Here is a 16,967-nt window from a genome sequence, read left to right on the forward strand (position 1 = left end):
GGGAATGCTAAGCCTTATTGAGTTTGTCCTTGACCGACTCCTTTGGGCGGAAGTTCAAAACGAGTTTTGGTGGCACCAACATACGTTGTTGCGTGCCGGGATTGACGATGATTCGCTCCAGTCGCTTCTTCACCTCGAACGTTCCGAAGTTGGGAATGAGCACGCTGTTTCCCTCCTCGAAGCTGTTGCCCATCTGTTCGATGACGGCGGCCACCATTTTCTGCGTATCGGTTTGCGTGTAACCCGACTGTTGCGCCAGCTCGGCTATATACTCTCTGTTGTTCATACTTCTCCGTATAAGTCAAATTCGTCACTGTCGGTGATGTGCACCTGGTAGTAGTGTCCGGTGCGCAACGTGCGACCTTCGGCGGGTATGAGCACCTCCGGGTCCACCTCGGGCGAGCAGCTCTCGGTGCGCCCCACGTAGTAGTCGCCCTCCTTTCGGTCGATCACCACGAGTTGCGTGGTTCCCACCTTGGCCGCTTCCAGCTCCTCGCTGATGGTCTGTTGCAACGCCATCAGCTTGTCGAGGCGTTGCTGTTTCACCTCTTCGGGCACATCATCCTCGTAATGCAACTGCGCATAGGTGCCCTCCTCCTCCGAATAGGCGAAGGCCCCCATGCGGTCGAAGCGCTGTGTGCGCACGAAATCCATGAGTTCCTGGAAGTCGTCGTCGGTCTCGCCGGGGAATCCCACCATGAGCGTGGTGCGCAGGGTGATGCCCGGCACCCGCTCGCGGATGGCCTTCAGCAGGGCCAATGTGTCGTCCTTGGTAACGTGGCGGTGCATGCGTTTCAGCACCGAGTCGGAGATATGCTGCAATGCGATGTCGAGGTACTTGCACACGTTGGGCTTCTCGCGCATCACGTCGAGCAGCTCCATGGGGAACTGGTTGGGGTAAGCGTAGTGGAGCCTGATCCACTTCACCCCCTTGATGTCGGCCATTTGGCTCACCAGCTCGGCGATGCGCGTGTGGCCATAGAGGTCTACGCCGTAATAGGTAAGTTCCTGCTCGATGACTTGGAACTCGCTGACGCCCTGCCCAACCAGTTCCCTCACCTCGTCGAGAATGTCCTCGATGGGTCGTGAAACGTGTCGGCCTGTGATGAGGGGGATGGCGCAATAGGCGCAATGGCGGTCGCATCCCTCCGCTATCTTGATGTAGGCGTAGTGGGAAGGCGTAGTCAGCTTGCGAAGGCTGTTGGCGTCGGTGCGTCGGCGTGTGAAACTCTCGTTGCCGGCATCAGTGGTGTCGGCCGGTCCGAGGTCGTTGACCAACTGCTTGAAGTTGAACTTGCCGTAGAACTTATCCACCTCGGGCAGTTCGGCCTCGAGCTCCTTCTGATAGCGCTGCGAGAGGCATCCCATGACATAAAGCTTATTGAGTCGGCCTTCGTTCTTGGCCTCCACAAACTCGAGAATGGTGTTGATGCTCTCCTCGCGTGCGTCCTCGATGAAGCCACACGTGTTGATAACCGCGATCTCTCCTTGCGGACGCTTGGCGTCGTGCACGCAGTGGTAACCGTGGTTCTCAAACAAGCGCATGAGCTGTTCCGAGTCGACGAGGTTCTTGGAGCACCCCATCGTGATGATATCTATCTGATTTTTCTTCACTTTTGGTGTTAGAATAACGAGTCAACGAATTCCTTCTTGTTGAAGAGCTGCAAGTCTTCCATCTTCTCACCCAGTCCGATGTACTTCACGGGCACCTTTAGCTGGTCGCTGATGCCGATGACCACGCCGCCCTTGGCGGTGCCGTCGAGCTTGGTGATGGCCAGCGATGTGATCTGCGTCACGGCCGAGAACTCCTTGGCCTGCTCAAAGGCGTTCTGTCCGGTCGATCCGTCGAGCACCAGCATCACCTCGTCGGGAGCGGAGTCGACCACCTTTTTCATCACGTCCTTGATCTTCTTCAACTCGTTCATGAGGCCCACCTTGTTGTGCAGTCGGCCCGCTGTGTCGATGAGCACCACGTCGGCCCCGTTGGCCTTTGCGCTCTGGAGGGTGTCGAAGGCCACGCTGGCGGGGTCGGCGCCCATCTGCTGCTTCACCACGGGCACACCCACACGGTCGCCCCAGATCTGTATCTGCTCCACGGCGGCGGCGCGGAAGGTGTCGGCCGCTCCGAGGTAAACCTTCTTTCCGGCCTGCTTAAACTGCCATGCCAGTTTGCCGATGGTGGTGGTCTTACCCACACCATTGACGCCCACCACCAGTATTACATACGGCTTGTGGTCGGTGGGAAGGTCCCAGCCCGAAGCGTCGGCGGTGTTGTTCTCCGTGAGCAGCGATGCAATCTCGTCCTTGAGAATGCCGTTGAGCTCCGATGTCGACACATACTTGTCGCGTGCCACGCGCTCCTCGATGCGGCGTATGATTTTGAGCGTGGTGTCCACGCCCACATCGGAGGTGATGAGCACCTCTTCAAGGTTGTCGAGCACCTCGTCGTCGACTTTCGACTTGCCGGCGATGGCGCGGCTGATCTTGGTGAAGACGCTCTGCTTGGTCTTCTCCAACCCTTGGTCAAGGGTCTCTTTCTTTTTCTTGCTGAATAATCCGAAAATTCCCATCTTGATAATTGGTGTGAGCAAATTGATGAATGTGCCGTGGGTGGAGCGCGAGGGGGTGGCTCTCGCTACACCGAAGGGCATATTAATATGCAAAGATACTAAATTTATTCGATGTTGAGGCTATCATTTGTTGCATTTCTGCTATTTTATACCTCATTTATTGCAAACGGGTGGGTATGAGACGGATGGCAAGAGGCATTTTGGGGGGTGGGATGGGGTGTGGGCGACAGGTGCCCATGGTCGTTGGTGAATGGCGATGGGGTGGTGGTTGGAGGAGAGGTAATTATGGGTGAAACAACCTTACAATGTTAGGGTTAACGTGATAGGCGAATGCCTGATGGTTGAAACGATTGGAAGGAATGTGAAAAGTGTGCAGAATTTATTGTCGTTCTCACCCCGTTACTGTATTATAAGGTGGGGCAAGGCGATGCGCGTTGTCAGGGAAAATGGTTAAAAAGTTGTGTCAGAATTTTGCGAGAAATAGAGAACGAAAACGCCGTTTTTGCGAGATGAAAGACTAAAAAATGAGTGAAGAAATTGCGAAAAGGCATCTTTCGAGTTGGGGTTTGGCATGTATTGGGGCTCGGTCGGCCATCTTTCGAGTTGCGATCGGGCATGTTTTGCACCTCGGTTAGGCATCTTTCGCAATGCTTAAAGTGAAATACGGAGTTACGAAAGTTGTGTGAAGTCTGTAAGTTACTGGTTGTTAATAAGTTGCGTAAATGCGCTAAGAATGGCGTATTTCGGCCAAAACATTTTGTCGTTGAAAAGAAATGTGTAGATTGATGTATAGATTGTTGCGTCTTTTGACGAACTAACCCGTCGGGCGCACCTTGTGTCACAACCAGCCCGTGGGTGCAAGGGATGTCGTCAAATATGAGAAACGGTGCTCGTTTCGCGCGCCATTTCGCCCGTTTTTACCTGTCGTGTGCCATATTTGGCAGACCTGAGACTGACAGAATTGTCACGTTGGGCGGCTCTGGCAGATGTGGCACACTTTTCGTAGAGTAAAGGGCGAGCCGAGGGCTCACATGAAAGAAACAACAAATTTAAAATACATTGCAATCATGAAAATCAAACCATTAGCAGACAGAGTGCTGGTACAGGCCGCACCAGCTGAAGAGAAAGTAGGTGGAATCATCATTCCCGACACCGCCAAAGAGAAACCCCAGCGTGGCAAGGTCATTGCCGTTGGCCAGGGTACCAAGGACGAGGCCATGGTGCTTAAGGAGGGCGATGTGGTGCTCTACGGTAAGTATGCCGGCACGGAGCTCGAGAACGAGGGTGAGAAGTATCTCATGATGCGCCAGAGCGATGTGCTCGCCGTGGTGGAAGACTAACATAGGGTGAGAGGAGGATACACCTTATTATATTATACCCAATTAAATATTAGGAACAATTATGGCAAAGATTATCAAATACAATATGGAGGCTCGCGACCTGCTGAAGCAGGGTGTCGACCAGCTCGCTAATGCAGTGAAGGTAACACTCGGCCCGAAGGGTCGCAACGTGGTTATCGAGAAGAAGTTTGGCGCACCCGTCATCACCAAGGATGGTGTGTCGGTGGCCAAGGAGGTGGAGCTCGAGGATAAGTTCGAGAACACCGGTGCTCAGCTCGTGAAGAGCGTGGCTTCGAAGACTGGCGACGACGCCGGTGACGGTACAACCACCGCTACCATTCTGACACAGGCCATCGTGAACGAGGGCTTGAAGAACGTAACGGCTGGCGCCAACCCCATGGACCTGAAGCGCGGTATCGACAAGGCCGTGAACAAGGTGGTCGACTACATCAAGGCCAACGCCGAGGTGGTGGGCGACAACTACGACAAGATTGAGCAGGTGGCTACCGTCAGCGCCAACAACGATCCCGAGATCGGTAAGCTTCTGGCCGATGCCATGCGCAAGGTGTCGAAGGACGGCGTTATCACCGTTGAGGACAGCAAGACCCGCGACACCACCATCGGTGTGACAGAGGGTATGCAGTTTGACCGCGGTTACCTGAGCGGCTACTTCGTAACCGATACCGACAAGATGGAGTGTGTGATGGATGATCCTTACATCCTGCTCTACGATAAGAAGATCTCTAACCTCAAGGAGTTCTTGCCCATCCTGCAGCCCGCTGCAGAGAGTGGCCGTCCTTTGCTCGTCATTGCCGAGGATGTCGACTCAGAGGCACTTACCACATTGGTGGTGAACCGCTTGCGTGGCGGCTTGAAGATCTGCGCCGTCAAGGCTCCTGGCTTCGGCGACCGTCGTAAGGCCATGCTCGAGGATATCGCAGTGCTCACAGGCGGTGTGGTTATCAGCGAGGAGAAGGGCTTGAAGCTTGAGCAGGCTACGCTCGAGATGCTCGGTACAGCCAAGAAGGTGACCGTCGACAAGGAGAACACCACCATCGTGGGTGGCGCTGGCAACAAGGAGAACATTCAGGATCGCGTGCAGCAGATCAAGAACGAGATTGCCAACACCAAGAGCAACTACGACAAGGAGAAGCTGCAGGAGCGTCTGGCTAAGCTCGCCGGCGGTGTGGCTGTGCTCTACGTGGGTGCCAACAGCGAGGTTGAGATGAAGGAGAAGAAGGACCGTGTGGACGACGCCCTCTGCGCTACTCGCGCTGCAACAGAGGAAGGTGTGGTTGTCGGTGGCGGTACCACTTACATCCGCGCACAGAAGGAGTTGGCCGAGCTCAAGGGCGACAACGCCGATGAGCAGACGGGTATCAACATCGTTCGTCGTGCCCTTGAGGAGCCTCTGCGTCAGATTGTGTTCAACGCCGGCGGCGAGGGTGCCGTGGTGGTCGACAAGGTTCGTCAGGGCGAGGGCGACTATGGCTACAATGCTCGCACCGATACCTACCAGGATCTGCGTGCGGCAGGCGTCATCGACCCTGCCAAGGTGGCCCGTGTGGCTTTGGAGAATGCCGCTTCTATCGCCGGCATGTTCCTCACCACAGAGTGCCTCATCGTTGACAAGCCCGAGGAGAAGCCCGCTATGCCCGCTCCCCAGCCCGGCATGATGTAATCGGATAACTGAATGGTGGTGGCTATTTGCCACATGCACATATCAATGAAGGGGTGCGGAACATGGGTTCTGCACCCTTTTTGCATATTTGTCATCAAAGTCTAAGGTTTTGGCAAGAAATATTTGCGAATGTGGAAAAAACTGCTTAACTTTGCACAATTGAAAGAAGATAACAGTAAAAGGGAATAACATATTTTGATTTGTTTTAGTAGATTAGTTTTTAAGTAGTTTGTTTTTGAAAATCGGTTGTCGCGATGACATCCGATTTTTTTGTTTTTATGGCTCCTTTGAAGGTGCGGTCTCGGGCACGCCTTCACCGTTGCCGCGTGCGCCCGTTATGTTTTTTGGGGGGAAAGCGTTGGCGTTTGCTTGAAAAACATTAACTTTGCATTATGAAACCAAAATTTCGCATCGACTGGAAGAAAGCCCTTGTCTTTCTTATTGTCTCAGCAGGCTTGTCTGTGATAACAGGCTCGTTCACGATGTCGCTCGGCATCTTGTTGCTCCTCTTCGTGGCCGACTATCTGTTGGCCGACTGGGCCGATACGCGCAAACGCAAGCGCGAGTGGCGTGAGTTTGAGGAAGAGTTGCGCCGTGAGCGCGAGGCCCGAGAGAAGAAGGAACGCCAATGAAAGAGCTCATCATCTTCTCGGGCGAGTTTAGCGGTGGCTCGCCGTTGCCCTTTGCCTCGGGTGGGGTGAAGGCCGGATTTCCCAGTCCCGCGCAGGACTATATGGCCGAAAGCCTCGACTTCGACAAGGATCTCATAGAGCATCCTGCCGCCACGTTCTATGCGCGTGTGGTGGGCGACTCCATGATCGACGCAGGCATCAACGAGGGCGACATCGTGGTCATCGACAAGGCGCTGGAGCCGGAGCATGGCGATATCGTTGTGGCGTTTATCGATGGCGAGTTTACGCTGAAATTCATCGACCTCAGCCATAAGGACGAAGGATACATCGAGCTCCGGCCCGCCAATAAGAAGTATAGTCCCATCCGCGTTTATTCCACCGATAATTTCAAGGTGTGGGGCGTGTTGGCATGGAGCATCAAGCCCCGCAGAGCCTCCCTGATGAACAGGCTCGCCAAATAAGTCAATCTCCCATTCACCTCACCACATCTTTATCCCCATCATGCAACAACTCGTAAAGCTTTATCAGCAATGGGCCGGAACCGAGCCCGCACACATAGAACAACTGGCCGGAGCCGGCAGCAACCGACAGTATTATCGTATCACCGCCGCCGATGGCGCTACGGTCATTGGCGTTGTGGGCACCAGTCGGGAGGAGAACCACGCCTTCGTGTACCTCGACCGACATTTCGTTCACCACAAGTTGCCTGTGCCTGCCGTGCTTGCTGTGAGCGACGATGAGATGCGCTATCTGCAAACCGACTTGGGGAGCACCTCGCTCTTCGATGCCATACGGGGTGGCAGAGAGGCTGGCGGACGCTACGACTTGGCAGAGCAGACGCTGCTCAAGCGCACCATCCGCGCCTTGCCCGACCTGCAAATTCGTGGCGCCAACGACCTCGACTGGAACCAGTGTTACCCCCAGCCCGTGTTCGACGAGGACAATGTGCTCTTCGACCTCAATTATTTCAAGTACGATTTCCTGAAACTTACAGGGCTCGATTTCCATGAGATGAAGCTCGAGGCCAGTTTCCGCCGCTTCGCCAAGGACCTAACGTCGGAGCCGTCGGCGAGCTTCATGTATCGCGATTTCCAGGCCCGCAACGTCATGCTCGACGCCGAAGGCAACCCCTTCTTCATCGATTTCCAGGGCGGTCGCAAGGGACCTTATTATTATGACCTTGCCTCGTTCCTTTGGCAAGCGTCGGCACGCTACTCGTATAAGTTGCGACGCGAGCTGGTGGCAGAGTACTACAATTCGCTCAAACAATATGTAGAGGTGCCCTCGGTGCGCCATTTCGCCGGTCGGCTGAGCCTTTTCGTGCTCTTCCGCACGTTGCAGGTGCTTGGTGCCTACGGCTTCCGCGGACTCTATGAGCGCAAGCAGCACTTCATCGACAGCATCCCCATGGCCATGGACAACTTGCGTGACCTGCTCAGTTTGAGTGAGGACATGTTGCCCTATCCTTATCTGAGGGAGGTGCTTGCGCGCTTGGCCGACATGCCGCGCTTCGCCCACCGCGAGGAGCCCACGCGTTTGCGCGGCGACGGTTACAAGACCACCGAACACAATATTTATCCCGCCCATCCGCAAGATGGTCCAGCCACGTTCTCCAAATACGACGGCAAGGGCCCGCTTGTGGTGCGTGTCTATAGTTTCTCTTACCGCAAGGGCATTCCCGAAGACCCGTCGGGCAATGGCGGTGGCTATGTTTTCGACTGCCGTTCCACCCACAACCCTGGCCGGTATGAGCCTTACAAGAAGCTCACCGGCCTCGATGAGCCCGTCATTCGCTTCTTGGAGGACGACGGAGAGATATTGGATTTCCTCACCCATGTGTACGCCTTGGCCGACAAGCACGTGGAGCGCTACGTGCAACGCGGCTTCACCAGCCTGATGTTCTGCTTCGGATGCACGGGCGGCCAGCACCGTTCGGTGTATAGTGCGCAGCACCTGGCCGAGCACATCCATGAGAAGTTTGGCGTCGAGGTGCGCGTGTACCACCGTGAGCAAGGCATAGAACAGACCTTTTCTGCGAAGAAAAAGGAAAGCTAAATCTTTGTTGATTAGAAAAGAATAATTAACTTTGCACGTATGAAGCAAGCCATGATATTCGCCGCTGGTTTGGGCACCCGCCTCAAACCCCTCACCGACACCATGCCCAAGGCGTTGGTGCGCGTGGGTGGCGAACCGCTGCTCAAGCGTGTCGTAAGCCGTTTGGGCGCGGCCGGGTTCAACCACTTGGTGGTCAATGTGCATCATTTCGCGTCGCAAATCACCAACTATCTGCAGGCCAACGACAACTTCGGCCTCGACATTCGGGTGAGCGACGAGACCGCCGAATTGCTCGATACAGGGGGCGGGTTGCGTAAGGCGCAGCCTCTCTTCGCGCCACGTTGCCCCATTCTCATCCACAATGTTGATATTCTTAGCAATGTGGACCTCGACAAGTTTTACCGTGCCGATTGGCGTGTCAACTGCCCCGATTGTGGCGTTCCGCACCTCATGGCAGGTGCCCGGCTGCTCGTCAGTTGGCGAAAGACCAAGCGTTACCTGGTCTTCAACGACCAGATGCTACTCGTGGGATGGGTCAACATCGTTACGGGTGAGGTGAAATCGCCGTTCCCCGAGGTGCGCGCCCAACTGCAACAGTTGCTCTATCCGCTGGCCATTGGCGACGAACCGCTCGTCGTGGCCGGACATCTTCACCTCTTTGCCTTCAGTGGCATTCACGCGTTCTCGCCCACGCTCTTCCCACAAATGGTGGGATGGCCCAACAAGTTCCCCATCATGGACTTCTACCTCAAGGCTTGCGCCACAACGCCTATTATGGGTTACGTTAAGCCCGACCTGCGGCTCATGGACGTGGGAAAGATCGACACCCTGAGCGACGCCGACGATTTCGTGAGCACTTTGGTGCCCTAACGCGCAGCCGCAGCTCGTCATTCAACACGAACAACTCACACATTTTTCACAATATATGCAACAGAAGATAATCATCCTCGACTTTGGTTCACAGACCACGCAGCTCATTGGCCGTCGTGTGCGTGAGCTCGACACCTTCTGCGAGATCATGCCCTACAACAAGTTTCCGAAGGACGACCCCTCCGTCATTGGAGTCATCCTCAGCGGATCGCCATACAGCGTTCACGACAAGGAGGCTTTCAAGGTGGACCTGAGCCAGTTTATCGGCAGAATTCCCGTGCTCGGCATTTGCTACGGCGCGCAGTACATCTCTTACGCCAACGGCGGAAAGGTGGAGGCTGCCGACTCGCGCGAGTACGGACGTGCTAACCTTGAGAAGTTCGATAAGCAAAATGCGCTCTTCAAGGGCTTCGTCGACAACTCGCAGGTTTGGATGAGCCACGGCGACACCATCACTGCCATCCCGCAGGACTATGAGTGCATCGCCTCTACGGCCAACGTGAAGTTTGCCGCATATGCCTCAACCAAGCAGCCTGTTTGGGCCGTGCAGTTCCATCCCGAAGTGTTCCACTCTTTGCAGGGAACGCAACTCCTGAAGAACTTCGTGGTCGACATCTGCGGTAGCAAGCAGGACTGGAGCGCCGACTCGTTCGTCGACACCACGGTGAAGGAGCTCAAGGCGCAGCTGGGCGACGACAAGGTGATACTCGGCCTTTCGGGTGGTGTCGACTCAAGCGTGGCCGCTGTGTTGCTCCACAGAGCTATCGGAAAGAACCTCACCTGTATCTTCGTGGACCATGGAATGCTCCGCAAGAACGAGTTCCACGATGTGATGAAGGACTACGAGGGATTGGGGCTCAACGTGATTGGCGTGGACGCTTCAGAGAAGTTCTTTGCCGACCTCGCTGGCGTTACCGACCCTGAGGAGAAGCGTAAGATCATCGGACGCGACTTCGTGGAGGTGTTCAACGCCGAGGCGAAGAAGCAAACGGGTGCCAAATGGCTTGCCCAGGGAACGATCTATCCCGACCGCATCGAGAGTCTCAACATCACCGGCAAGGTCATTAAGAGCCATCATAATGTGGGCGGACTGCCCAAGGAGATGAACCTGCAGCTCTGCGAGCCGTTGAAATGGCTGTTCAAGGACGAGGTGCGCCGCGTGGGCCGTTCGCTCGGTATGCCTGAGCATCTCATCACACGCCACCCGTTCCCGGGTCCGGGTCTTGCCGTTCGTATCCTCGGCGACATCACGCCCGAGAAGGTGCGCATCCTGCAAGATGCCGACGATATCTATATCCGCGGCCTGCGCGAGTACAAGGTGAAGCTCTCGGGCGAGGAGGCTCGTCGTGTGCTGGCTGCCGGCGTGCCCGCCGATATGCAGAATGGCGAGATTGAGGTGTCGCTCTACGACCAGATTTGGCAGGCCGGTACGGTGCTGCTCTCTACCGTTCGCTCGGTAGGAGTGATGGGCGATGAGCGTACCTATGAGCACCCCGTGGCTCTCCGTGCCGTAACATCCACCGATGCCATGACGGCCGATTGGGCCCACCTGCCTTATGACTTCATGGCCAAGGTGTCGAACGAGATCATCAATAAGGTGCGTGGCGTGAACCGCGTGTGCTACGATATCTCTTCAAAGCCGCCTTCAACAATCGAGTGGGAGTAAGTCGCTCGATGCGTCATCAATGTGATTCGACGATGAAGGTTTACACCCACTTTGGCGGCGATGATGAGGGTCGCCGCGACGAACTCATCCGAACCATCGAACATAGTGTGGAGCGCTTGTCGCTCGCTGAGCTCGAAGCGCTCTACTATGACTTGGTGGCGAAGGACTATATACGCAAGTAAGATAACAACAACCGAGCCCCTTCCCAACGAAGGGGCTTTGGTTTCTTCGCCGCTTTAGGCAAGAAGGATAACTAGGGAGTTTTTGAAAGTAAATATGCGCATGCGCTTTTGGCTCTTGGTGTGGTGCCTGTTTGTGATAGGGGGCGTCCGCTGTGTGGCTGGCGACTCGCTCCAATGGCGTCATTGGGGTGGGGGTGTTGCCGTGTTGCCCGGCCGAGCCATTGTGATGGATAGTTACCAAGGCATGTGGCAGAAGGGCCGAAACAACCTGACCGCTGCCCTCGAAGTGGCATACACACCACTGCCGTTGGACAGCGATGCCTTCGCTCGCGACTTCGGTTATCCTACCATCAGCGCCGGTATGCGATACCATTTCGACCACGGGGTAACCATGCACAAGGCACAAGACCCTACGTGGGGTATGGCCCAAGAGGCGGACTACGACTCGCGGATGGGCAATGTGGTGTCGGCTTATGGCACCTTTACGCGCCCCTTCTTCCGCTCACGCCACTGGATGGCCGACTATTCGATCAGCTTCGGAACGAGTTATTCGAGGCGCAAGTACAACAAGGAGAACAATGTCGACAACGAACTCATTGGCTCGCGGTGGCTCATCTACTTCGGCACAGGGCTGCACCTCACGTGGCGCATGGCAGAGAACTGGGGCTTACGGGCCGGCTTAGAGTATTACCACCATAGCAACGGGGCCTTGAATCGCCCCAATAAGGGAGCCAATTTTGTCGCTCCTTCGTTGGGTGTTGTTTACATGCCCTATTATAAAGAGGTTGTCGACGCAAAGTCGTGGGCACCCCGCCAACCCTTCAACCCCTATTGGTACCTGAACCTGACGGCTTCTGTGGGCGCCAAGGCCCTTGAGGAAGACTGGAAGAAAACGCAGATGCAGACGCCGCCTGGCGACCCCAACTACCAAACAGAAGATTTCAAGGTGTATACCACCTATGCCTTGTCGGCCGACGTGATGTGCCGTTACCAACGTCGTTGGGCCTCAGGAGTGGGGGTCGATGCTTTCTATAGCACTTACACATCGCACATCCGAGAGCTCGATCAGGCGGCAGGCTATCATGACAAACAGGTCCCTTGGAGTGTGGGAATATCTGGAAAGCACGAGGTGTTTTGGCATCAATTGTCGCTCAGCATGGCGCTTGGCGTGTATGTTTACCGCCATGTGGGGCATACGGCGAAAGCGTTGGAAAAGCCTTATTATGAACGCATTGGCTTACATTACACCTTCAGGCGCCTGGGCGGTTTGCAGGTGGGAGCCAACGTCAAGGCCCATAAGGTCAAGGCCGACTACACAGAAGTGTCGCTCAGTTGGCCTTTCCGCCTGTAAGAAAGCCTCGAACCCACATCCCTGTTCGTTCGTTTGGACCTACTTTGCAGGTTTTTCCGAAGTGAGAAAATGAAGAGAGCCATTCCTGACCAATGAGGCAGGAATGGCTCTTATAGGTTCCATTTCATGGCACGTTTTCTCGCCATGGCAGAGCTTAAGTGATCTTACCTCTGCTCATCTGGCTTAACGAAAACGTTGAACGTTAATCGCCAGTCGTTCATTAGATGTTAATCCCAATGAGCGTTTGTTTCATGCTGGTTGCGGCGGGTGCGTTGAAAGCGTAGCGAGCTATGGTGGAGCAAGAAGCCGAAAGAAACGTTGGCAAGCGTTGGATAGAATCCGCCGCGTCTAAACAATCCGCCTGTTTTGGCCTGATGCCCGATAGGGGAAGGAGGGCTGGAGAATCAAGCGCGATTGAATCCAACCCTTTTGCAAAGCCTTGTGGCATGGCAACCCACTACGTGAAGAACGTTGTGGGATGGCAATTTATTTCTTCTCCTTCATCAAATCGCGAATCTCGGCGAGCAGCTTCTCCTCGGCAGAGGGTTCCGGGGCAGGTGTGGGAGCAGGCTTCTCTTGCTTTTTGTTAGCCAACTTGTTGATGCCCTTCACCAAGAGGAACACGCAGAACGCGATGATGACGAAGTCGATGAGGTTCTGGATGAAACTGCCATAATTGATGGTGGCGGCCTGCATTTCTATGCCGTCGGCAATCTTCTCAGCCGGAAGCGTTATCTTCAGGTCGGAGAAGTTGACGCCGCCGATGAGCCAACCGATAGGAGGCATGATGAGGTCGTTGACAATGCTCGACACAATTTTTCCGAAAGCGCCGCCGATGATCACACCCACGGCCATGTCGACGGCGTTACCCTTCACTGCGAACGCCTTGAATTCATTGATAAACTTTCCCATAATCAATAAGATTTAAATAATGTTTAAGTGGTTTTTGGAAAGATTTTGGAGGTAACAAGAGTCGTTGACCCCTGTCCCATGAGTGCGCAGTCGACGTCGTGTGGGTGACCGTTCAGATTGTCATGTCGGTGTTACACTTACACGTTTCCGCACACCTGCATATACAACTCCTTGAACTCTCCGTTTCTTTTTTTAATAATTTAATACTTGATTCGTCTGCAAAATTAAAAAATCTTTGTAACTTTGCACGCGAACAGAGGAGAATTTTTACAAAAGTTTATAGCAAACTGCTGTTGAAGTTACCTCTTGTTGAAAAGCCTGAAAGTTCAAACGGTAGAACAAATGCGTTCAAACCGTGGAAAGATAAGGCCCCGTTTCATTGAAGGTCATATTTTTAACAATTCTAAAATATTAGTAAAATGGCAAATGTTAAAGTAGCTATTAATGGTTTCGGTCGTATCGGCCGTCTCGCATTCCGTCAGATGTTTGAGGCAGAGGGTTACGAGGTAGTTGCAATCAACGACCTCACATCTCCTAAGATGTTGGCTCACCTTCTGAAGTATGACACCGCACAGGGTGGTTTCGCTGGCAAGTACGGCGAGGGTAAGCACACTGTTGAGGCAACTGATAACTCTATCATCGTTGATGGTAAGGAGATTACTATCTACGCTAAGCCTAACGCTGCTGAGCTTCCTTGGGGTGAGCTCGACGTTGACGTCGTTCTCGAGTGCACTGGCTTCTACACATCTAAGGAGAAGGCTTCTGCCCACCTCAAAGCTGGCGCTAAGAAGGTTGTGATCTCTGCTCCTGCAGGTAACGATCTTCCCACCATCGTTTACAATACCAACCACAAGACTCTGACAACTGCTGACACTATCATCTCTGCAGCTTCTTGCACAACAAACTGCTTGGCTCCTATGGCTGACACTCTGAACAAGTACGCCGCCATCCAGTCTGGTATCATGTCTACTATCCACGCTTACACAGGCGACCAGATGATTCTGGACGGTCCTCAGCGTAAGGGCGACCTCCGTCGTTCACGTGCAGGTGCTCAGAACATCGTTCCTAACTCAACAGGTGCTGCCAAGGCTATCGGCCTCGTTATCCCTGAGCTGAACGGTAAGCTGATCGGTTCTGCACAGCGCGTTCCGACTCCTACAGGTTCTACCACTATCCTGGTTGCTGTTGTTAAGGGCAAGGATGTTACCGTTGAGGGCATCAACGCTGCCATGAAGGCTGCTTCTAACGAGAGCTTCGGTTACAACGAGGATCCTATCGTTTCTTCTGATATCATCGGCATGCGCTTCGGCTCACTGTTCGACGCTACTCAGACCATGGTCAGCAAGATCGACGACGACACCTATCAGGTGCAGGTTGTGAGCTGGTACGACAACGAGAACTCTTACACTTCTCAGATGGTTCGCACCATCAAGTACTTCGCTGAGATGAAGTAATACCGTAAGGTTTCGAACATATCAAACCGCTCTTCCCGATAAAGGAAGAGCGGTTTTTTGTTATTATTCTTGCTCATTTGCAATAATTTAGCTACATTTGCGGCATGAAGATGATAACCATACTTGGCCCCACGGCATCGGGCAAGACAGCTGTCGCGGCACGATTGGCCCACGACATCGGTGGCGAGATTCTCTCCGCCGACTCTCGTCAGGTGTATCGGGGTATGGACATCGGCACAGGAAAAGACCTGGAGGATTATGTTGTGGAAGGTCAACTGGTGCCTTACCACCTTATAGACATTGTCGATGCGGGAACCAAATACAACCTTTTTCAGTACCAGCAGGATTTCACGGTGGCCTACAACGATATCTGCAGCCGTGGCGTTACTCCCGTTCTATGTGGCGGCACGGGCCTCTACATTGAGGCGGTGCTCAAGGGCTACGCCTTGTCGCCTGTCCCCCAGAACCCCGAGTTGCGCCAAAGCCTTGAGGGAAAGACGCTTCCCGAACTGACCGCCCTGCTCGAAGATTTGAAGAAGAAGGCAGGTTCGGTGATGCACAACGTAACGGATGTGGACTCATGCCAGCGTGCCATTCGCGCCATTGAGATTGAGACCTACAACCTCGAGCATGCTACCGAACTGCGGACCATGCCGCCAATCGATTCGGTGATTGTCGGTCTGAGCGTCGACCGCGACTACCGTCGCAAGAAAATCAGCGACCGTTTGGCCCGTCGCCTTGACGGAGGCATGGTCGACGAGATACGCGGATTGCTGCAAAGGGGCATTCCGCCCGAAGACCTCACATACTACGGTTTGGAATATAAATACGTCACCGAGTATGCGATCGGCAAACTAAGCTACAAGGAAATGTTCCGCCAGTTGGAGATAGCCATCCATCAGTTTGCAAAAAGGCAGATGACGTGGTTCCGCGGAATGGAGCGTCGGGGCCTCACGATCCATTGGATCGACGCCCAACAACCGACAGACAGCATCCTGGCGGACATCAAAGGTCTCATGGCCTGATGCGTTACACCTAATAAATACATGTGGCTCGCCTGTGTGGGAGAGCCGGAAGAGATACAATTATGGAAGATAATCGTTGGGGAATCATTTATTGTCCGAAGTCGGGAATCTTCGGAGGCTCAGCCAAGCGGTGGGCCAAGATAGAGGCGTGCCTGAAGGAAAACGGCATATCCTACGACCATGTCACGAGTGAGAACATGCCAAGTGTGGAGCGCCTGGTGAAGATGTTTGTCAACAACGGCTACCACACCATTGTCATTGTGGGTGGCGACAGCGCGTTGAACGACGCCATCAACTGCCTCATGTGTCATGAGAAGCGCGTGCGCGACACGGTGGCCTTGGGCATCATACCCAATGGCCTGATGAACGATTTCGCACATTTCTGGGAGTTCGACGAGGACAATTACGAGCAAACCATCAAGTGGTTGAAGGAACGCCGTGTGCGTAAGATCGACCTGGGCTGCATTCGTTACACCAACCGCAAGGGTGAGGCGTGCCGTCGCTACTTCCTCAACTGCATCAATGTGGGCCTTATCGCTGCCATCATGAACCTGCGCCGTCAGACGCGTCACCTCTTCGGCTCACGCTCGTTGTCGTTCCTGTTCTCGTTTGTCCTGATGATTTTCCAGCGGCTCGACTACCGCATGAAGATCAAGATCAACACCGATCGCATAGACCGTCGTGTGATGACGATGTGCGTGGGCAACGCCACGGGCTATGGACAAACGCCTAACGCCGTGCCCTACAATGGCTTGCTCGATGTGTCGGTGGTGTATCATCCGGGCGTAACCCAACTCTTCGAGGGCATCTACCTGTTCCTCAAGGGCAAGATACTCAACCACCACTCAGTGCACCCGTACCGCACCCGCGAGGTGGTAGTGGAGCAAGCTGAGCATGCCCTCGTGGGCATCGACGGACGATTGATGCACACCCCCGTCGGTCCGTTTAAGATAACGGTGGAGCAGGAGGTCATCAATTTCCTCATTCCCGATTGATTTCACCTCTTTTTGTAGACGTGTCCCAAGCGGCAAACGGCTTACCGCAACGCCCCGTGCTGCCGTGAGCGCGCTCTTAGGTTGACTTTCCAATCGCTTGATATAGGTGCAAGAATGATTTTGTGATGCCAAATCGTTCTTGCGCTTTCTTTTTGTGGACCATTGGGTAAAAGGCTAACGCCATCGCCCTTTTTGCCGTTTGGGAACAACGTAAGCAACGCCATAGCTTACGTA

16 protein-coding genes are annotated in these 16,967 nt (G+C 54.2%); 12 read left to right on the forward strand and 4 right to left on the reverse strand.

Annotation, left to right across the window (positions count from 1 at the left end):
- Positions 1 to 7 precede the first annotated feature (7 nt).
- From KM934_RS00835 to ftsY, 3 genes are read right to left on the reverse strand one after another with little or no spacing between them, the layout of a single operon-like run.
- Positions 8 to 286, reverse strand: coding sequence for an HU family DNA-binding protein (locus KM934_RS00835; RefSeq protein ID WP_215758710.1), 279 nt, complete (start codon positions 284 to 286; stop codon positions 8 to 10).
- The gene (rimO, locus tag KM934_RS00840; RefSeq protein WP_215758712.1) at positions 283 to 1,614 is read right to left on the reverse strand and encodes a 30S ribosomal protein S12 methylthiotransferase RimO; all 1,332 of its coding nucleotides are present in this window, start codon (positions 1,612 to 1,614) and stop codon (positions 283 to 285) included. The genes KM934_RS00835 and rimO overlap by 4 nt, the downstream gene beginning before the upstream one ends.
- Positions 1,615 to 1,622: 8 nt before the next feature.
- The gene (ftsY, locus tag KM934_RS00845; protein WP_215758714.1) at positions 1,623 to 2,570 is read right to left on the reverse strand and encodes a signal recognition particle-docking protein FtsY; all 948 of its coding nucleotides are present in this window, start codon (positions 2,568 to 2,570) and stop codon (positions 1,623 to 1,625) included.
- 1,067 nt (positions 2,571 to 3,637) lie between these two features.
- Here ftsY and KM934_RS00850 point away from each other — a divergent pair.
- The 9 genes from KM934_RS00850 (at position 3,638) to KM934_RS00890 (ending at position 12,347) form a co-directional block, all read left to right on the forward strand.
- The gene (locus tag KM934_RS00850; protein ID WP_215758715.1) at positions 3,638 to 3,910 is read left to right on the forward strand and encodes a co-chaperone GroES; all 273 of its coding nucleotides are present in this window, start codon (positions 3,638 to 3,640) and stop codon (positions 3,908 to 3,910) included.
- Positions 3,911 to 3,971: 61 nt separating this feature from the next.
- A complete protein-coding gene (gene groL, locus KM934_RS00855; RefSeq protein ID WP_215758717.1) occupies positions 3,972 to 5,591 on the forward strand; it encodes a chaperonin GroEL in 1,620 nt (539 codons plus the stop codon).
- A gap of 392 nt (positions 5,592 to 5,983) precedes the next feature.
- Entirely contained in the window at positions 5,984 to 6,223 is a 240-nt protein-coding gene (locus KM934_RS00860) for a hypothetical protein (RefSeq protein WP_215758718.1), read from the forward strand.
- Positions 6,220 to 6,684 (forward strand): LexA family protein, encoded by a 465-nt coding sequence (locus tag KM934_RS00865; RefSeq protein WP_215758719.1) that lies wholly within the window; start codon positions 6,220 to 6,222, stop codon positions 6,682 to 6,684. Before KM934_RS00860 ends, KM934_RS00865 begins: the two co-directional genes overlap by 4 nt.
- A gap of 40 nt (positions 6,685 to 6,724) precedes the next feature.
- The gene (locus KM934_RS00870; RefSeq protein ID WP_215758720.1) at positions 6,725 to 8,278 is read left to right on the forward strand and encodes a RapZ C-terminal domain-containing protein; all 1,554 of its coding nucleotides are present in this window, start codon (positions 6,725 to 6,727) and stop codon (positions 8,276 to 8,278) included.
- Between the two features lie 39 nt (positions 8,279 to 8,317).
- Positions 8,318 to 9,148 (forward strand): sugar phosphate nucleotidyltransferase, encoded by an 831-nt coding sequence (locus tag KM934_RS00875; RefSeq protein WP_215758721.1) that lies wholly within the window; start codon positions 8,318 to 8,320, stop codon positions 9,146 to 9,148.
- 55 nt (positions 9,149 to 9,203) lie between these two features.
- Complete coding sequence (gene guaA / locus KM934_RS00880; protein ID WP_215758722.1) at positions 9,204 to 10,814, forward strand: glutamine-hydrolyzing GMP synthase; 1,611 nt, start codon at positions 9,204 to 9,206, stop codon at positions 10,812 to 10,814.
- A 32-nt stretch (positions 10,815 to 10,846) separates the two neighbouring features.
- Positions 10,847 to 10,996 (forward strand): hypothetical protein, encoded by a 150-nt coding sequence (locus KM934_RS00885; RefSeq protein WP_215758723.1) that lies wholly within the window; start codon positions 10,847 to 10,849, stop codon positions 10,994 to 10,996.
- Between the two features lie 82 nt (positions 10,997 to 11,078).
- Positions 11,079 to 12,347 carry an acyloxyacyl hydrolase gene (locus KM934_RS00890; protein WP_252344830.1) on the forward strand — a complete coding sequence of 423 codons (1,269 nt, stop codon included), beginning with the start codon at positions 11,079 to 11,081 and terminating at the stop codon, positions 12,345 to 12,347.
- 486 nt (positions 12,348 to 12,833) lie between these two features.
- Here the strand turns inward: KM934_RS00890 and mscL are convergent, their stop codons facing one another.
- A complete protein-coding gene (mscL, locus tag KM934_RS00895; protein ID WP_215758724.1) occupies positions 12,834 to 13,259 on the reverse strand; it encodes a large-conductance mechanosensitive channel protein MscL in 426 nt (141 codons plus the stop codon).
- A gap of 419 nt (positions 13,260 to 13,678) precedes the next feature.
- On the opposite strand from mscL, the gene gap reads away from it, so the two are divergent.
- The 3 genes from gap (at position 13,679) to KM934_RS00910 (ending at position 16,733) form a co-directional block, all read left to right on the forward strand.
- Positions 13,679 to 14,713: a type I glyceraldehyde-3-phosphate dehydrogenase gene (gene gap / locus KM934_RS00900; RefSeq protein ID WP_215758725.1), complete on the forward strand. Its 1,035-nt coding sequence runs from the start codon at positions 13,679 to 13,681 to the stop codon at positions 14,711 to 14,713.
- A gap of 104 nt (positions 14,714 to 14,817) precedes the next feature.
- Positions 14,818 to 15,738 (forward strand): tRNA (adenosine(37)-N6)-dimethylallyltransferase MiaA, encoded by a 921-nt coding sequence (miaA, locus tag KM934_RS00905; protein WP_252344831.1) that lies wholly within the window; start codon positions 14,818 to 14,820, stop codon positions 15,736 to 15,738.
- Positions 15,739 to 15,800: 62 nt separating this feature from the next.
- On the forward strand, positions 15,801 to 16,733 hold the full coding sequence (locus KM934_RS00910) for a diacylglycerol/lipid kinase family protein (protein ID WP_252344832.1): 933 nt from the start codon (positions 15,801 to 15,803) through the stop codon (positions 16,731 to 16,733).
- Positions 16,734 to 16,967: the final 234 nt, after the last annotated feature.

Source organism: Hallella faecis, assembly GCF_018789675.1.
Taxonomy (GTDB): Bacteria; Bacteroidota; Bacteroidia; order Bacteroidales; family Bacteroidaceae; genus Prevotella; species Prevotella faecis.

Bases quoted from the DNA above. Each gene is read 5' to 3' on its own strand.
- mscL (WP_215758724.1), bottom strand. From the start codon at position 13,259: ATGGGAAAGTTTATCAATGAATTCAAGGCGTTCGCAGTGAAGGGTAAC.
- KM934_RS00835 (WP_215758710.1), bottom strand. From the start codon at position 286: ATGAACAACAGAGAGTATATAGCCGAGCTGGCGCAACAGTCGGGTTAC.
- KM934_RS00850 (WP_215758715.1), top strand. From the start codon at position 3,638: ATGAAAATCAAACCATTAGCAGACAGAGTGCTGGTACAGGCCGCACCA.
- KM934_RS00865 (WP_215758719.1), top strand. From the start codon at position 6,220: ATGAAAGAGCTCATCATCTTCTCGGGCGAGTTTAGCGGTGGCTCGCCG.
- KM934_RS00885 (WP_215758723.1), top strand. From the start codon at position 10,847: ATGAAGGTTTACACCCACTTTGGCGGCGATGATGAGGGTCGCCGCGAC.
- KM934_RS00870 (WP_215758720.1), top strand. From the start codon at position 6,725: ATGCAACAACTCGTAAAGCTTTATCAGCAATGGGCCGGAACCGAGCCC.
- gap (WP_215758725.1), top strand. From the start codon at position 13,679: ATGGCAAATGTTAAAGTAGCTATTAATGGTTTCGGTCGTATCGGCCGT.
- groL (WP_215758717.1), top strand. From the start codon at position 3,972: ATGGCAAAGATTATCAAATACAATATGGAGGCTCGCGACCTGCTGAAG.
- KM934_RS00875 (WP_215758721.1), top strand. From the start codon at position 8,318: ATGAAGCAAGCCATGATATTCGCCGCTGGTTTGGGCACCCGCCTCAAA.
- ftsY (WP_215758714.1), bottom strand. From the start codon at position 2,570: ATGGGAATTTTCGGATTATTCAGCAAGAAAAAGAAAGAGACCCTTGAC.
- miaA (WP_252344831.1), top strand. From the start codon at position 14,818: ATGAAGATGATAACCATACTTGGCCCCACGGCATCGGGCAAGACAGCT.
- guaA (WP_215758722.1), top strand. From the start codon at position 9,204: ATGCAACAGAAGATAATCATCCTCGACTTTGGTTCACAGACCACGCAG.
- KM934_RS00910 (WP_252344832.1), top strand. From the start codon at position 15,801: ATGGAAGATAATCGTTGGGGAATCATTTATTGTCCGAAGTCGGGAATC.
- KM934_RS00860 (WP_215758718.1), top strand. From the start codon at position 5,984: ATGAAACCAAAATTTCGCATCGACTGGAAGAAAGCCCTTGTCTTTCTT.